The organism is Sphingomonas sp. DMC8 (genome assembly GCF_056314185.1).
Window position 1 is genome coordinate 204,335 of record NZ_JBQUYV010000004.1, and the last position, 15,673, is coordinate 220,007.

A 15,673-nucleotide genomic window follows, 5' to 3' on the forward strand; every position below is an offset into this window, starting at 1 on the left:
GCGAGCGACCAGATGCGCCTCCGCGTCGCTGCACTGCAGCATGCCAGTTCCCCGCCCAGAAGGCTCGATATCCGCGATGTTTTCCTTGATTGCCCTGTTCGTCGCCTGGCGTCGCCAGACTGCCGCGGCACCCGCGCCTGCCCTCGGCGTGGCCGGCAATGATTGCGAACCGCTGGAGATCCTGTTGCCGCAGGCGGCCTAGTCCCCCTCGTCCGGCTCTCCCCCTCTCTCTGCCGGACGAAAGGAAAAGGGGCGTCGCATCCCTTGGTGCGGCGCCCCTTTTCTGTTTTCTGCGTTACTTGCGTTCCGCGTCCGGATGCGTTCCCGGCGCCGCCGGTTCGGCCAGTTGCCCTTCGCCGGCCAGAGCGTGGCCAGTCTCATCCTTGCCGATCGTGTCCAGATGCATCAGCCGCGCGATCAACCAGCTGATCGGCACCGCGATCACGCCGATGACGATGATGTACCAGCCGATCGACCAATAGACATCGAGCACCCGTTCCGGACCGGCGCCTTCCCCGCCGGTTGCCTGGGCGATCCGGGCCGCCAGGAAATTGCCTGCCGCCGTCGACAGGAACCAGGTGCCCATCATCAGGCCGACCATCGACCCGGTCGAAAGGCGCGTCATGCTCGACAGGCCGACGGGCGAGAAGCACAGTTCGGCGGTCGAATGGAGCAGATAGAGCAGGATGACGAACAGCATCGGCGTCATCGCCCCACCCTTGCCCGCGCCCAGCACCAGCACGATGAAGCCGAGGCCGACTTGAATTAGGCCAAGCGCGAATTTGAGCGGCGCGCTGGGTTCCAGCCCGCGCTTGCCCAACCAGACCCACATCATGCCGAACAGCGGCGCCAGCGTGATAATCCAGAAGCTGTTGACCGACTGGAACCAGGATGCCGGCATTTCCCAGCCGAACAGATGGCGGTCGACGCGCTGGTCGGTGAAGACGTTCAGTGACGAACCGGCCTGTTCGAACAAGGCCCAGAAGAGCGGGCACAGCACGATCAGGTACAGTGCGCCGAAGATGCGATGGCGTTCCACCTTGGGCAGGGTGAATAGTGCCCGGTAGAAGATGTACAGGAATGTAAGGCCGAACGTGGCGAGCAACAGCGTGCCGACAAGGCCTTCGTCGCGGATCAGCAACCAGGACACGCCGACCGTGGCGAGCGCGCCCAGATAGATCAGCCATTCGCGCGAAAGGCCTATCGGCGTCCTTGCCGCGAGCAGCGCCGGCGCCGGCGGTGCGCCCGCCTCGTGCAGATCGCGGCGGAACAGCACGAACACCACCAGCCCCAGCAGCATGCCGATGCCCGCTGCACCGAAGCCCCAGGACCAGCCGACCCGCTCGCCCAGATAGCCGACCAGGATCGGGCCGATAAAGGCGCCCAGATTGATGCCCATGTAAAAGATCGAGAAGGCGCCATCACGCCGGGCGTCGTCGCGCGGATATAGCTGACCGACCAGCACCGAGATATTGGCCTTCAGGAAGCCGGTGCCGACGATGATGAAGGCCAGGCCGGCATAGAAGCCCTGGAGATAGCCGGCCTGCTCGCCCTTGGGGCCTTCGACCAGCGCGATCAGCAGGTGACCGGCGGCAATGAACAATCCGCCCGCCAGCACGGCCTTGCGCGCGCCCAGATATTTGTCGGCAAGATAGCCGCCGACCACGGGCGTGATGTACACCATCGAGGTATAGGCGCCGTACACCGCATAGGCAGGGCTTTCGGTGAACAGGAAATGCTTGGTCAGATAGAAGACCAGGATCGCCCGCATCCCGTAATAGGAAAAGCGCTCCCACATCTCCGCGAAGAACAGCATGAACAGCCCGCGTGGGTGCCCAAGCAAGGTTTTTGCCGTAGCGGGTACGCCCCCGCCCGTCGTCGGTGTCGCCATGCGCCCGATGATTCCCTTTTATAGCCTTGCAGGCCGTGCGGCCCGCCAAAGCGCGGCAGACTAGCGGCGAAAGCGGCGCTGTGAAGAGCGGTTGTTGCGATCGTAACCAGTTGATAGGGCCGGTGCCCATGACCTTTAACGACCGCTCAACTCCGCTCAGCCTCCTCCAGACCCGCCGTTCGGGCAAGCCGCGCGATCTGGTGGCGCCGGGGCCGGGCCCGGAACAGCTCGATCAGATGGTGGCAATTGCTGCGCGCACGCCCGACCATGGCAAGCTCGCGCCGTGGCGCTTCGTGATCGTGCCCGATGCGGCGCGTCCGGCGCTGGCGCTGAAGCTCGTGGACATCCTGCGCACCGAAAACCCTGACGCGACAGCCCGCGACGAAGAGGCTGCCGCCCAGTTCGCCACCCAGGCGCCGGCGCTGGTGGTGGTGCTCTTCGCGCCCGTGCAGCCGCACAAGATTCCGCTGTGGGAGCAGGAATTGTCGGCCGGCGCGGCGTGCATGAACCTGCTCCACGCCGCGCATGCGATGGGGTTCGCCGGCGGCTGGCTGACCGGCTGGCCCGCCTATTCGGATGCGGTACGCGATCTGTTCGGGGGCGAGGGGCAGCGGATCGCCGGCTTCGTCTTCATCGGTACCCCGACACGGCCGCTGGAAGAGCGGCCGCGCGGTGAGCTGTCCCAAATCGTGTCTCAGTGGAATCCCTGAGTCTGGACTCAAGGGACATGTGCTGTATTATGCCAGCATGACAGCCCTGGAGCATGAAGACAGCCCGGTTTATCTGAAGCTGCGTGCAACGATCGCTGCGGCGATTCTGCGTGGCCAGTATCGCGCCGGCGACCAGCTTCCTTCGGTGCGCGCCCTCGCCGCCGAACATGGTGCCAACCCGCTGACGGTGGCCAAGGCCTATCAGAGTTTCCAGGACGACGGCTATGTCGAGGTGCGCCGCGGCGTCGGCATGTTCGTGCTGCCGGGCGCGGTCGAACGGCTGCGCATCGCGGAGCGTGACCGCTTCCTCACCGGCTTCTGGCCGCGCGTGAAGGATCATATCGCGCTGCTCGGCCTCGACGTGCGCGAACTGCTCGACGGCAGCCACGAAATCGCCTGAGGCGGTGCCGGTGCACGCCCTGATGCAATGGGCGATCGCAATCGCGATACTTGCGGCCATCCCGCTGCTGGTGCGGGTCGGGCGGCGTAACGCCCGTGGTCGGGCAGGCGGCGTGGCGCTGATGCTCGGCCTCGCCTTTGGCCATCTGTTCGATCCCGCGCGCGCCGAAGCCACCGAGTCGATCCAGAAGCGCCGCGAACAGCCTGAAGAAGCCGAAGCCGCTGCGGGCGGCACCGGGGAATCAGGAAACCTCCCTAAGCACCTCTCCGAATAGGGCCTTTGGCGCCGAGAGCGCATCCCTTCCGACGATCCGGGCATGGGCCATCGGGCCCTGCCTGCAAAGTCGTGGAGGGAAGCAATGTTCGAGCAAGCGATCCAGACCGTGCGGACCCAGGGCCATCAGCCGGCCCGCTATGGCAATTTCATCGGCGGCCGTTGGGTCGATCCCATTGAGGGCCGCTGGTTCACCGACCACAGCCCGATCAACGGCAAGCCGCTCGCCGAAATTGCCCAGTCGACGCCCGCTGATGTCGAGGCCGCGCTCGACGCCGCCCATGCCGCGCGGCGCCGCTGGGCCGCCGTCTCGCCGCAGGAGCGCGCGCTGATCCTCAACCGCGTCGCCGACCGGATGGAAGCAAATCTGGAGCTGCTGGCGCTCGCCGAGACGATGGATAACGGCAAGCCGATCCGCGAGACGCGCGCCGCCGATGTGCCGCTGGCGATCGACCATTTCCGCTATTTCGCCGGCTGCGTCCGTGCCGCCGAAGGCACGATCTCGACGATCGACGAAAAAACCATCGCCTATCATTTCAAGGAACCGATCGGTGTGGTCGGCCAGATCATCCCGTGGAACTTCCCGCTGCTGATGGCGGCGTGGAAGATCGCCCCGGCACTGGCGGCGGGCAATTGCACTATCATCAAGCCGGCCTCGCAGACCCCGCTCAGCCTGCTCCTATTCGCCGAGTTGACGGCCGACATCCTGCCGCCGGGCGTGGTCAACATCGTTACCGGACCGGGCGCCTCGGTCGGCCGCGCCATCGCCGCCAATCCGCGCATCGGCAAGGTCAGCTTCACCGGCGAGACCACCACCGGCCGGCAGATCATGCAATATGCCGCCGAGCATCTGATCCCGCAGACGATGGAACTGGGCGGCAAATCGCCCAACATCTTCCTGGCCGACGTGATGCAGGAAGACGATGCGTTCCTTGACAAGGCGCTGGAGGGTTTCGCCCTGTTCGCCTTCAACAAGGGCGAAGTCTGCACCTGCCCCAGCCGCGCGCTGGTGCATGAATCGATCTTCGACAAGTTTGTCGAACGCGCCGTCGCCCGTGTGGCCGCGATCCGCGTCGGCGATCCGCTCGATCCCGCGACGCAGATGGGTCCGCAGGCATCGGAGGACCAGCTCCACAAGATCCTCGGCTATATCGACATCGGCAAGGGTGAAGGCGCGCAGTGCCTGACCGGCGGCGAACGCGCGCTGCCCGGCGGCGAGCTCGACCAGGGCTATTTCGTGCGCCCCACCGTGTTCACCGGCAACAACAAGATGCGCATCTTCCAGGAGGAAATCTTCGGGCCCGTCCTGTCGGTCACCAGCTTCAAGACCGTGGAAGAGGCGATCGAGATCGCCAATGATACGGTTTATGGCCTGGGCGGCGGCGTGTGGAGCCGCAACGGCACCCATGCGTACGAGATCGGCCGCGCGATCGAGGCCGGACGCGTCTGGACCAATTGCTACCATGTCTATCCCGCGCACGCGGCGTTCGGCGGGTACAAGGAATCGGGCTTCGGGCGCGAAACCCACAAGATGATGCTCGATCACTATCAGCAGACCAAGAATCTGCTGGTCAGCTACGACACCGCCGCGCGCGGTCTGTTCTGAACATCGGGAGAGGAACCACCATGCTCAAGACTATGAAAGCCGCCGTCGTCCGTGAATTCGGCAAGCCGCTGGTGATCGAGGAAGTGCCGGTGCCGCAGGTCGGGCCGGGCCAGATTCTGGTGAAGATCGCCGCCAGCGGCGTCTGCCACACCGATCTCCACGCCGCCGAGGGAGACTGGCCGGTCAAGCCCAAGCCGCCCTTCATTCCGGGCCATGAAGGCGTCGGCCATGTCGCGGCGGTCGGTGCCGGCGTCACCCATGTCAAGGAAGGCGACCGGGTCGGCGTGCCGTGGCTCTACACCGCCTGCGGCCACTGCGTGCATTGCCTGGGCGGCTGGGAGACGTTGTGCGAAAGCCAGCAGAATACCGGCTATTCGGTGAATGGCGGCTTTGCCGACTATGTGCTGGCCGATCCCAACTATGTCGGCATTCTGCCCGACAATGTCGGCTTTGTGGAGATCGCCCCGGTGCTGTGCGCGGGCGTCACCGTGTACAAGGGGCTGAAAGTTACCGACACCAAGCCCGGCGACTGGGTGGCGATCTCGGGTATTGGCGGGCTCGGCCATATGGCGGTGCAATATGCCAAGGCGATGGGGCTCAACGTCATCGCCGTCGACATTGACGATGCGAAGCTCGACCTGGCGAAGAAGCTGGGCGCCGAGCTGACGGTCAATGCGCGTAACGAAGACCCGGTCGCGTTCGTGAAGAAGAGCGTCGGCGGCGCCAATGGCGTGCTGGTCACGGCGGTGTCGACCAAGGCGTTCCAGCAGGCGCTGGGCATGGTCGGGCGCGGCGGCACCGTCTCGCTGAACGGCCTGCCGCCGGGCGACTTCCCGCTGTCGATCTTCGACACGGTGCTGAACGGCATCACCGTGCGCGGCTCGATCGTGGGGACGCGGCTGGACCTGCAAGAGGCGCTCGACTTCGCCGGCCAGGGCAAGGTCCACGCGACGGTGGCGACCGAGAAGCTCGAGAACATCAACAGCGTGTTCGACCGGATGCACAAGGGCGAGATCGAGGGCCGGATCGTGCTCGATATGGCGTGAGGAAAGTTTCGCACTAATCGCCCGCCTGTCGCCTGCTGAACTGCAGGCGCGGACTTTGGCTCTCAGTCGCTCTGGCTGCCTCCCCCTCCGACCCGCTACGCGGGCCACCTCCCCCTGGCGGGGGAGGATTGGTCAGGTTCCCTCTATCCTCCCCCGCCAGGGGGAGGTGGCGCCGAAGGCGACGGAGGGGGAGGACGACCCGCGGGTTGTAAAGCGGCCCGGCGCTCGATCGCGATCGTAAGGATCTGGTGGACGACGCCCTCCATGTGGTTCAGCACGTCCGCCGCTTTGTAGCGGAGGACGCGGACGCCCTGGGATGCGAGCCATGCGTCCCGGCTCGCGTCGCGTTCGGGGCGATTACCGCGTGCGTGCGCTTCGCCGTCGACTTCGATCGCGAGCATTGCTGGGGCACAATAAAAATCGAGGACATAGCAGCCGGCGGGGTGTTGCTTCCGGAAACGCAGGCCTGCGTCGTTTTCGCGGAGGGCCAACCAGAGGGTGATTTCTGGCGGGGTCATTGCCTTGCGGAGGTGTTTGGCGTTGCGACGACTTGGGTGGGATCCATTTAGGCGCATCGCTCACCTCCCCCTCCGACCCGCCGCGCGGGCCACCTCCTCCTGGCGGGGGAGGATTGTCCTAGCCCCTCACGCCGCGAATGCCTCCGCTTCCACTGCATACAATACCGCCGCCTTGGCCATCGCCGCTGCGCGCAGGCCCATCGCCTCGGGCACGATCTGCTCGACATAGAAGCGCGCCGCCGCCTGCTTCATGTTCAGGAAGCCCGGCTCGCCCTCGCTCTGCGCTGCCAGCCGGCCGCTCTTCTCCATCAGCCAGCCGCATACGGCCACCGACAGCATCGTCAGGAACGGATAGCTCGCCGCCAGCCGGTCGTCCGCGTCGGAGCCGAGCAGGTTGCGGCCGACCTCCTCGCACAGGTCGATCAGTTGCAGCAGCACCGCGTCCTCGGCCTCGGCGCGCATGTCGGCGAGCAGGCCGAGCAGCGTTGCGCCATTGTCCATGCTCAGCTTGCGGCCGACCAGATCGGCGGCCTGGATGCCGTTGGTGCCTTCGTAAATCGGCGTGATGCGCGCGTCGCGGAAATGCTGGGCGGCGCCGGTTTCCTCGATATAGCCCATGCCGCCATGCACCTGGATGCCAAGGCTGGCGACCTCGTTGCCCAGGTCGGTGGCATGTGCCTTGGCGAGCGGGGTGAGCAGTTCGACGCGCTTGTCGGCCTCGGCATCCCCGGCCCTGCCGCGATCGAGCTGGCCGAAGGCGTAATAGACCAAGGCGCGTGCCGCCTGGGTCTGCGCCTTCATCCGGAGCAGCATGCGGCGGACATCGGGATGCTCGACGATCGCCACCGGCGCGCCGCCACGATATCCCTGCACCCGCTCGCGGGCATAGGCGACCGCGCGCTGGGTAGCGCGCTCGGCGACCTGCACGCCCTGCAGACCGACATTGAGCCGGGCGTTGTTCATCATCGTGAACATCGCGCGGATGCCGCCCAGCTCGGGGCCGATCAGCTCGCCGATGCAATCGTCGTTGTCGCCGAAGCTCAGCACGCAGGTGGGCGAGGCATGCAGGCCCATCTTGTGCTCGATCGAGACGACGCGGACGTCGTTGAAGTCGCCCGGCGTGCCGTCCGCATGCAGCCGGTATTTGGGCACGAGGAACAGCGAAAGGCCCTTGGTCCCCGCCGGCGCACCCGGCGTGCGGGCGAGGACGAGGTGGACGATATTGTCGGCCATGTCATGGTCACCGAACGAGATGTAGATCTTGGTGCCCTTGATCTTCCACGTGCCGTCGCCCACCGGCTCGGCCTTGGTCTTGAGCGCGCCGACATCGGAGCCGGCCTGCGGTTCGGTCAGGTTCATCGTGCCGGTCCATTCGCCGGTGGCGAGCTTCGGCAGATAGAGCGCCTGCTGCTCCGGCGAGCCGTGATGCTGCAGCGCCTCGACCGCGCCGACCGTCAGCACCGGGCACAGGCAGAAGCCCATATTGGCGGTACCCAGCGTCTCCAGCACCGCGATCGACAGGCTGACCGGCAAGCCCTGCCCGCCGAACTCGGCCGGCGATCCGATCGTCCCCCAGCCGCCCTCTACATAGGCGCGATAAGCATGGGCAAACCCCGCCGGCATCTTCACGCCCTGTTCGGTCCAGCGTGCGCCTTCGGTATCGCCCAGCCGTTCGAGCGGCGCCCATTCGCCGGCGGCGAACTGGCCCGCGCCATCCAGCACCGCATCAACCAGGTCGGGCGTTGCCTCTTCGCTGATCTCGTGCAGGCGGACGATATGGTCGAGCACGAAACGCTGCTCGGCGGTGGCGGGGGTGAACATGCTACCTCTCACTTGTCGTCTGTTTCCCCAGGCTATAGCGCCTTCCCGGTGAGCCCGACAAATCCGCGAATCTTACCCTACGGCACCGCCGCGATTGCCGAAGCTGCCGCGCTAATTCGCGCCGGCCAGTGCGTCGCGGTGCCCACTGAAACCGTCTACGGGCTCGCCGCCGACGCGGGTGATTCGCAGGCCGTGGCGGGCATTTACGCAGCCAAGGGGCGGCCGTCGTTCAACCCGCTGATCGTCCATGTCGCCGACATGGCGATGGCGGCGAAGATCGCGCGGTTCGACGGGGAAGCCCGCGCGCTGGCGGCGCGGTTCTGGCCGGGGCCGCTTACCATGGTGCTGCCGCTCGCCCCCGGCGCGCCGGTCGCCAGTCTGGTGACGGCGGGGCTCGACACCGTGGCGGTGCGGATGCCCGCGCACCGGGCGATGCAGGCGCTGCTCGCCGCCAGTGGGTGCGCGCTCGCCGCGCCCTCCGCCAACGCCAGCGGCGGCATCAGTCCCACCCGCGCTGCGCATGTCGCTGCCAGCCTGGCAGGCCGCATCCCACTGGTGATCGACGACGGCGCGACGGCGCAGGGGATCGAATCGACCATCGTCGATCCGAGCGCGCGGCTGATCCTGCGCCCGGGGCCGATTACGGCCGAGGCGCTGGGGGGCTATGCGGTGGCGGCTGCGGACGGGAGCGCGATTACCGCGCCCGGCCAGCTATCCAGCCATTATGCCCCGTCCAAGCCCGTGCGGCTGGAGGCGCGCGCGCCGATGCCGGGCGAATGGATGATCGGCTTCGGCCCGGTGGATGGCGACGATACGCTGTCCGCCACCGGCGATCTGCGCGAGGCGGCGGCGCGTCTGTTCGATGCGCTGCACGCTGCCGATGCCGCGCCGGCGCAGCGCATCGCTGTCGCGCCGGTGCCGATGCTGGGCCTGGGTGTAGCGATCAACGACCGGCTTGCCCGCGCGGCCGCGCCCCGCGGCTGAAACCGGTTTCATTTATCTCAAAATGGGTATACCAGGGCGTATACGATTCTTTACAGACGCGCCGCAAACCATAGACTTGCCAACTGTTCGTAGCCCTGCGTTCAGAAAAAAGATGGGGTGCGGCAAGATGGAGGCGTGCATGTTCACGACATTTCGCAATAATGGACGGTATGTGGAAAGTCGTGCGCGTTTCAGCAATTTGCCGAAACGCGCAAAGCATTTGTCTCTTTGAGAGCGGAGTCGAACATCGTTGACGCGACCTTGGTTGGGGCGCGGGACGAGGTTTTTGGACGCTGCGGCCGGGGGCGGCACGCAGCGGATTAACCCCCCGTGGGAGGGCGCGACCTGTTACAGGGACGCGCCCTCTTTCGTTCGTGCGGCAAAGCTCTTGCGCAGCTTGCGGAGTTTGGGCGGAATGACGGCGAGGCAATAGGGGTTACGCTGCCCCTCGCCCTGCCAATATTCCTGGTGATAGTCTTCGGCCGGCCACCACTGGCCCAGCGGTTCGATCGCGGTGACGATAGGCGCCGGCCAGTCGGGCCGGGCACGCTCGATCGCGTCCAGTGCCTCGCGTTCCTGCTCGGCGGAGTGCGGGAAGATCGCCGAGCGATATTGGGTGCCGATGTCGTTGCCCTGGCGGTTGAGCTGGGTCGGGTCGTGCGTCGCCAGGAAAATGTCGAGCAGATCGCCATAACTGACCACGTCATTGTCGAAGCTGACGCGAATCGCCTCCGCATGGCCGGTCGTGCCGGTGCACACTTCCTTGTAGGTCGGGTTTTCCTTGGTGCCGCCGATATAGCCGCTTTCGACCGCCTGCACGCCGATCACGTCGTTGAACACCGCTTCGGTGCACCAGAAGCATCCCCCGGCGAGGGTAGCCGTTTCGATTGCCATGACGAACTCCTTGCTTGAGGCCCGAAGATAGGGTGAAGGGCGGGCGGAACAAAGGGGACTGTGTGATGCGTGACGGTACGGTTCTGGTTACGGGTGGTGCGGGCTATATCGGCAGCCATGCGGTGCTGGCATTGCTCGATGCGGGCTGGCGCGTGGTGGTGGTGGACAATCTCGTCACCGGCTTCGATTGGGCCGTCGATCCGCGCGCGACTTTGGTGATTGCCAATATCGAGGACGACGCAACTGTCCGCGCGGCAATGCGCGAGCATGGCGTGATTGCCGTCATGCATTTCGCCGGATCGGTAGTGGTGCCGGAATCGGTGACCGATCCGCTCAAATATTATCGCAACAACACCGCCGCCAGCCGCGCGCTGATCGAAAGCGCGGTCGCCGAAGGCGTGAAGCATTTCATCTTCTCCTCGACGGCGGCCACGTACGGCATTCCCGAACAGGTGCCGGTGCGCGAGGATACGCCGAAGGCGCCGATCAATCCCTATGGCATGTCGAAGCTGATGACCGAGATCATGCTGAAGGATGTCGCTGCCGCGCACCCGATCAACTATTGCGCGCTGCGCTATTTCAACGTTGCCGGTGCCGATCCGCAGGGGCGCAGCGGCCAGTCGACGGCAGGCGCCACCCATCTGATCAAGGTCGCGGTAGAAGCGGCGACTGGCAAGCGCAGCCATGTCAGCGTGTTCGGCACCGATTTCGCCACCCCGGACGGTACCGGCGTGCGCGACTATATCCATGTGACCGACCTCGCCGCTGCGCATGTCGACGCGCTCGACCTGCTGATCGCGCGGCCGGAGGAGAACCACACGCTCAACGCAGGCTATGGTCGCGGCTTCTCGGTGCTCGAAGTGCTCGACGCCGTCGACCGCGTGACCAACATGACGATCGAGCGCCGGCTGGAAGGTCGCCGCGCCGGCGATCCCGATGCGCTGGTGGCGGACAACAGCGCGATCTTGGCGGCGCTGCCGTGGCGGCCGAAGCATGACGATCTGAACGGTATCGTCCGCGACGCGCTGGCTTGGGAACGCAAGCTCGCCGAACGCGGCAAATAAGTCAGGCCAGGCCCGGCCGCAGTGATTGCGGGCCGGACCTGCCCGGTCATCCGTCGAGCGATTTTGTCGCCTGTTCGAACATGTCCTTGCTCAGGCCCGGCGCTGCAACGATGCGTTCCAGCTCGGCCCGCATCTTGGCGGCGCGGTCTGCGTCGAACCGCTTCCACCGGCCGAGCGGCGGCACCAACTTGGCCGCGGTCTGCGGGTTGAGCCGGTCGAGCGCGATCAACTGGTCTGCCACGAACCGGTAGCCACGGCCCGAAGGATCGTGGAAGGCGCGCTGGTTGACGCTGAACGCGCCGATCAGCGCGCGCGCCCGGTTCGGGTTCGCCAGCGTGAAATCGGGGTGACGGGCCAGCCGCTCGACGGCGTCCGGCGTGTCGTCGCGCGACGACAGCGCCTGGGTCTGGAACCATTTGTCGAGCACCAGCGCATTGCCGGCATACCGGTCGTAAAAGCCGGCCAGCGCCCGCTCGCGCAGCGTCGACGCGCCGTTGGCCAACGTCGCGAGACCGCCCTGGCGGTCGGTCATGTTGTCGGCAGCCTCGAACTGGGCAAAGGCCAGCTCGGCCGCGTCCTGCGCGCCGCTTGCGGCGATATAGCCGAGCGCGACATTCTTCAGCCGCCGCGCGCCCTTGGCTGCCGGCGAATATTCGAAGCGGTTGGCCCGCGCGCCTTCATAGGCGGCGCGCCATTCGGTCTCCAGCGCCCGGCCCAGATCGGCCCGCAGCGCCTCGCGGGCATGGAAGATCGCCTCGGGGTCGACCACCGCCATCTGGTCGCCGATGAAGCTGTCCGACGGCAGCAATACCGCCTCGCCGATAAAGGCGCGGTCGAGCGCCTGGTCGGTCAGCGTATTGCGCACCGCATCGATCACCGCGCCATGTTCGGCCTTGCCGCTGGTGACGGCGGCGACCAGCGTATCGAGCATCAGCTGCTGCATCGCTTCGTACCGGGCGAAGGGATCGTCGTCATGCGCCGACAGGAAGGCGAGGTCGGCGGCGCTGCGATTGGCGTCGACGATCACCGGCGCGGAAAAGCCGCGGTTGATCGACAGCACGGCGCGTTCGCCCAGTCCGTCGAAGCGCAGTTCCTGCTCGGGCTGGTCGAGCAGCACCAGTCGCTCCTCCGTCAGCGGTTTGCCGCTCGCCTCGCCGAACAGGCGGATCTTGAGCGGCAGGACCATCGCGTCCTTCGCCGGCTGGCCCGGCGTCGGCGGCACCGTCTGGGCGAGCGCCAGGCGAGTCGTTTCCCCTTCCTGCGCCAGCGTCGCGGAAACCCGCGGCGTGCCCGCCTGGCTGTACCAGCGGCGGAACTGGCCGAGATCGACGCCGCCGGCTTCTTCCATGCAGCGGACGAAATCCTCGCAGGTGGCAGCGGTGCCGTCGAACCGGTCGAAATACAGGTCGGTCGCGGCGCGGAACTTCTGCGGGCCCAGGATGGTCGCCATCATCCGGATCAGCTCGGCGCCCTTGTTGTAGATGGTCGCCGTGTAGAAGTTCGAAATCTCGATATATTCGTCGGGGCGCACCGGGTGGGCGAGCGGGCCGGCATCCTCGGGAAACTGGCTGGCGCGAAGCGAGCGTACATCCTCGATCCGCTTGACCGCTGCCGATCCCTGATCGGCCGAGAAGCTCTGGTCGCGGAATACGGTGAAGCCTTCCTTCAGGCTCAGCTGGAACCAGTCGCGGCAGGTGACGCGATTGCCGGACCAGTTGTGGAAATATTCGTGGGCGACGACCGCGGCGATCGCGTCATAGTCCCAGTCGGTCGCGGTGTCGGGGTCGGCAAGGATGTAGCGGCTGTTGAAGACGTTCAGCCCCTTGTTCTCCATCGCGCCGAAGTTGAAGTCGTCGACCGCGACGATGTTGAACACGTCCAGGTCATATTCGCGGCCATAGACCTCCTCGTCCCACTTCATGCTGAGCTTCAGGGCGTGGAGCGCGTGGTCGGTCTTGGGCAGGTCGGGCGAACGGACCCAGATGCCGAGCTGCACGTCGCGGCCGGACATGGTGGTGAAGCTGCCCGTGTTGGCAACCAGGTCGCCCGCGACCAGCGCGAACAGATAGCTCGGCTTGGGGAACGGGTCGTGCCATTCGGCCCAGTGGCGGCCGCCGTCCAGATCGCCCTGCGCGATCGGGTCGCCATTGGCCAGCAGCACCGGGAAGCGCGCCCTGTCGGCTGCCATCCGCACCTTGTACTTCGACAGGACATCGGGCCGGTCGGGGAAGAAGGTGATGCGGCGGAACCCTTCCGCCTCGCACTGGGTGCACAGCATGCCCGACGAGGCATAGAGCCCCTGAAGCTGGGTGTTGCGTTCGGGTGCGATCACCACTTCGGTTTCGATCTGGTGGCTGTCGCCGGCAAGCGGGATCACCAGATCGGCGCCGTCCATCTGCCAGCCTGCCGCCTCGGCACCGTCGACGCGCACCGTCTGGGCGGTGAGGCCATCGCCGTTCAGCACCAGTGGCCGGTCATGTGCGCCATTGCGCGTGACAGTCAGCGTCGCCCGCACCCGCGTCGCCGCAGGGTCGAGATCGAATTCGAGGGCGATTTCCGGCACCAGCCAGTCGGGGACGCGATAGTCCTCACGACGAATGATCCGGGGGGCTTCGGTTGCGGTACGGGCATCGGTCATACAGCGCCCGATATAGAGCCAAGCCCCGGCACCGCTACATCATTCTGTCGATTGCACTGTTCGAAAAGCAACTTGATCGCCGGCGGCGCCTTGCGGGGCGGGGAATTGACCGCGTCCGAACCGCTGCTAGGTTTGAAACATTATTACGACTTCCAGGGATCTCCGATGCATCGAATGACTGCGCCGCTTGCTCTTCTGCTGCTCGCGGCTGCCCCGGCCTTTGCCCAGTCCGCCGCCGAGCGGAACGCCGTCATCACGGCGCCGCTGCCGGCCGATCAGGCGGCGCTTAAAAGCCATGTGATGTTCCTCGCCTCCGACGCGCTGAAGGGACGCGAGGCGGGTTCGCCGGAGTTCGACATCGCCGCGCAATATGTCGCGGCGCAATTCTATGCGGCCGGGCTGAAGCCGATGGGGGACGATGGCGGCTATCTGCAGAAAGTGCCGCTGGTCACCTATCGCCTGGACGGCGCCGGCGCGATGGCGCTGGGTCGCGGCAAGGCGGCGCCACTCGCGCTTGAATCGGGCAAGGACTTCGTCGCTGCCGCCAATCCCGAACGGCCCGAATACAGCCTCACCGCACCGGTGGTGTTCGTCGGCTACGGCATCGTCGGCATGGGCCGCGACGATTATAAGGGCGTGGACGTGAAGGGGAAGATCGTCGCCTTTTTCGGCGCCGTCCCCTCCGCCATCACCGGCGAGGAAGGCGCCCATTTCCAGGGCAGCACCGCCCGTGCCGAGATCGCTCGCAAGCGCGGCGCGATCGGCTATATCACGCTGGAAGGCCCGCCGGCGATGCACGGCCGGCCTTTCTCTATGATGGCGGCCTTTGCCGGCCGCCCGCGCGTCACCTGGGGTGCGGCCGACGGCACCGGCCATATTCCTGCGCCGGGCACGCCCAATCTCGGCATGCTGAGCCTGACCGGCGCCGCCAAGCTGTTCGAAGGCGCGAAAACGCCCTGGGCGACGGTCCTCAAGACTGCCGAAGTCGATGGTGCCCGCTTCAAGCCCGAACTGCTGCCGGGCACGCTGACGGTGGCGGCCAAGACCCGGCTGACGACGGTGACGAGCTATAATGTCGCGGGCTTCATCCCGGGCAGCGACCCCAGGCTCGCAGGCGAAGTGGTCGTGCTCTCCGCCCATCTCGACCATATCGGCGTGGGCAAGCCCGATGCGAAGGGCGATACGATCAACAATGGCGCCCTCGACGACGCGATCGGCATCGCCTCGCTGATCGAGGAAGCGAAGCGGTTCAAGAACACCAACAGCCAGCCGCGCCGCTCGGTGCTGTTCCTCGCCGTCACGGCGGAGGAAAAGGGGCTGATCGGTTCGGACTATTTCGCCAACCACCCGACGGTGCCGGGGACGATCGTGGCGGACGTCAATCTCGACATGCCGATCATCACCTATCCGTTTCAGGATATCGTCGTGTACGGCGCCAACCATTCGACGCTGGGGCCGATCGTCGCCAAGGCAGCGGCCGAGATCGGCGTGAAGATGTCGGACGATCCGCTGCCGGGCGAGAATATCTTCGTCCGTTCGGACCACTATAACTTCGTGCGCAAGGGCGTGCCCTCGGTGTTCCTGTGGCCGGGTGCGGGCGGGCCGGGCCGGGCGGCGATCGATGACTTCATGAAGAACCATTATCACCAGCCGTCGGACCAGATCGACCAGCAGCCGGCGCTCAACTGGGAATCGGGCGTGCGCTTCGTCGACGTGAACTATCGCATCGCCCGCGCCATTGCCGATGGCGACCAGCGGCCGGTGTGGAACAAGGGGGATTTCTTCGGCCTGACCTATGACGGTCCGGGCGCGAAGTAACGAGACGCAA

General features: G+C 66.1%; 14 protein-coding genes. 9 read left to right on the forward strand and 5 right to left on the reverse strand.

Translation table 11 applies throughout. The features are described 5' to 3' along the window. Positions 1–76: 76 nt before the first annotated feature. Positions 77–202, forward strand: a complete 126-nt coding sequence (locus tag ACT53K_RS10445) for a hypothetical protein (protein WP_476228561.1) — start codon at positions 77–79, stop codon at positions 200–202. Between the two features lie 93 nt (positions 203–295). On the opposite strand, the gene ACT53K_RS10450 is transcribed toward ACT53K_RS10445, so the two are convergent. Next, positions 296–1,891 (reverse strand): peptide MFS transporter, encoded by a 1,596-nt coding sequence (locus ACT53K_RS10450; RefSeq protein ID WP_476228562.1) that lies wholly within the window; start codon positions 1,889–1,891, stop codon positions 296–298. Positions 1,892–2,019: 128 nt separating this feature from the next. Between ACT53K_RS10450 and ACT53K_RS10455 the strand changes: the two genes are divergently transcribed. From ACT53K_RS10455 to adhP, 5 genes are all read left to right on the forward strand, one after another. Continuing rightward, positions 2,020–2,601, forward strand: a complete 582-nt coding sequence (locus tag ACT53K_RS10455; RefSeq protein WP_476228563.1) for a nitroreductase family protein — start codon at positions 2,020–2,022, stop codon at positions 2,599–2,601. Between the two features lie 37 nt (positions 2,602–2,638). Then, entirely contained in the window at positions 2,639–3,001 is a 363-nt protein-coding gene (locus tag ACT53K_RS10460) for a GntR family transcriptional regulator (RefSeq protein ID WP_476228564.1), read from the forward strand. 10 nt (positions 3,002–3,011) lie between these two features. Beyond that, positions 3,012–3,275, forward strand: a complete 264-nt coding sequence (locus ACT53K_RS10465; RefSeq protein WP_476228566.1) for a hypothetical protein — start codon at positions 3,012–3,014, stop codon at positions 3,273–3,275. A gap of 84 nt (positions 3,276–3,359) precedes the next feature. Further along, positions 3,360–4,880, forward strand: a complete 1,521-nt coding sequence (locus ACT53K_RS10470; RefSeq protein ID WP_476228567.1) for an aldehyde dehydrogenase family protein — start codon at positions 3,360–3,362, stop codon at positions 4,878–4,880. 20 nt (positions 4,881–4,900) lie between these two features. Next, entirely contained in the window at positions 4,901–5,926 is a 1,026-nt protein-coding gene (adhP, locus tag ACT53K_RS10475) for an alcohol dehydrogenase AdhP (protein ID WP_476228568.1), read from the forward strand. Between the two features lie 143 nt (positions 5,927–6,069). Here adhP and ACT53K_RS10480 read toward each other — a convergent pair whose 3' ends face one another. Both ACT53K_RS10480 and ACT53K_RS10485 read right to left on the reverse strand, forming a co-directional pair. After that, positions 6,070–6,501 (reverse strand): endonuclease domain-containing protein, encoded by a 432-nt coding sequence (locus ACT53K_RS10480; protein ID WP_476228569.1) that lies wholly within the window; start codon positions 6,499–6,501, stop codon positions 6,070–6,072. A 69-nt stretch (positions 6,502–6,570) separates the two neighbouring features. Next, positions 6,571–8,265, reverse strand: a complete 1,695-nt coding sequence (locus ACT53K_RS10485) for an acyl-CoA dehydrogenase (RefSeq protein WP_476228570.1) — start codon at positions 8,263–8,265, stop codon at positions 6,571–6,573. A 48-nt stretch (positions 8,266–8,313) separates the two neighbouring features. On the opposite strand from ACT53K_RS10485, the gene ACT53K_RS10490 reads away from it, so the two are divergent. Further along, a complete protein-coding gene (locus ACT53K_RS10490; protein ID WP_476228571.1) occupies positions 8,314–9,249 on the forward strand; it encodes an L-threonylcarbamoyladenylate synthase in 936 nt (311 codons plus the stop codon). Positions 9,250–9,597: 348 nt separating this feature from the next. On the opposite strand, the gene msrA is transcribed toward ACT53K_RS10490, so the two are convergent. After that, on the reverse strand, positions 9,598–10,143 hold the full coding sequence (gene msrA, locus ACT53K_RS10495) for a peptide-methionine (S)-S-oxide reductase MsrA (protein ID WP_476228572.1): 546 nt from the start codon (positions 10,141–10,143) through the stop codon (positions 9,598–9,600). Positions 10,144–10,208: 65 nt separating this feature from the next. Here msrA and galE point away from each other — a divergent pair, with 65 nt between their 5' ends. After that, positions 10,209–11,207, forward strand: a complete 999-nt coding sequence (gene galE / locus ACT53K_RS10500) for a UDP-glucose 4-epimerase GalE (protein ID WP_476228573.1) — start codon at positions 10,209–10,211, stop codon at positions 11,205–11,207. A 46-nt stretch (positions 11,208–11,253) separates the two neighbouring features. On the opposite strand, the gene pepN is transcribed toward galE, so the two are convergent. Beyond that, positions 11,254–13,845 (reverse strand): aminopeptidase N, encoded by a 2,592-nt coding sequence (gene pepN / locus ACT53K_RS10505; protein WP_476228575.1) that lies wholly within the window; start codon positions 13,843–13,845, stop codon positions 11,254–11,256. Positions 13,846–14,010: 165 nt separating this feature from the next. On the opposite strand from pepN, the gene ACT53K_RS10510 reads away from it, so the two are divergent. Then, entirely contained in the window at positions 14,011–15,663 is a 1,653-nt protein-coding gene (locus tag ACT53K_RS10510; RefSeq protein WP_476228576.1) for a M28 family metallopeptidase, read from the forward strand. Positions 15,664–15,673: the final 10 nt, after the last annotated feature.

Excerpts from the sequence above, each read along its gene's own strand:
- ACT53K_RS10445 (WP_476228561.1), top strand. The coding sequence starts at position 77 with ATGTTTTCCTTGATTGCCCTGTTCGTCGCCTGGCGTCGCCAGACTGCC.
- ACT53K_RS10450 (WP_476228562.1), bottom strand. The coding sequence starts at position 1,891 with ATGGCGACACCGACGACGGGCGGGGGCGTACCCGCTACGGCAAAAACC.
- ACT53K_RS10455 (WP_476228563.1), top strand. The coding sequence starts at position 2,020 with ATGACCTTTAACGACCGCTCAACTCCGCTCAGCCTCCTCCAGACCCGC.
- ACT53K_RS10460 (WP_476228564.1), top strand. The coding sequence starts at position 2,639 with ATGACAGCCCTGGAGCATGAAGACAGCCCGGTTTATCTGAAGCTGCGT.
- ACT53K_RS10470 (WP_476228567.1), top strand. The coding sequence starts at position 3,360 with ATGTTCGAGCAAGCGATCCAGACCGTGCGGACCCAGGGCCATCAGCCG.
- adhP (WP_476228568.1), top strand. The coding sequence starts at position 4,901 with ATGCTCAAGACTATGAAAGCCGCCGTCGTCCGTGAATTCGGCAAGCCG.
- ACT53K_RS10480 (WP_476228569.1), bottom strand. The coding sequence starts at position 6,501 with ATGCGCCTAAATGGATCCCACCCAAGTCGTCGCAACGCCAAACACCTC.
- ACT53K_RS10485 (WP_476228570.1), bottom strand. The coding sequence starts at position 8,265 with ATGTTCACCCCCGCCACCGCCGAGCAGCGTTTCGTGCTCGACCATATC.
- msrA (WP_476228572.1), bottom strand. The coding sequence starts at position 10,143 with ATGGCAATCGAAACGGCTACCCTCGCCGGGGGATGCTTCTGGTGCACC.
- galE (WP_476228573.1), top strand. The coding sequence starts at position 10,209 with ATGCGTGACGGTACGGTTCTGGTTACGGGTGGTGCGGGCTATATCGGC.
- pepN (WP_476228575.1), bottom strand. The coding sequence starts at position 13,845 with ATGACCGATGCCCGTACCGCAACCGAAGCCCCCCGGATCATTCGTCGT.
- ACT53K_RS10510 (WP_476228576.1), top strand. The coding sequence starts at position 14,011 with ATGCATCGAATGACTGCGCCGCTTGCTCTTCTGCTGCTCGCGGCTGCC.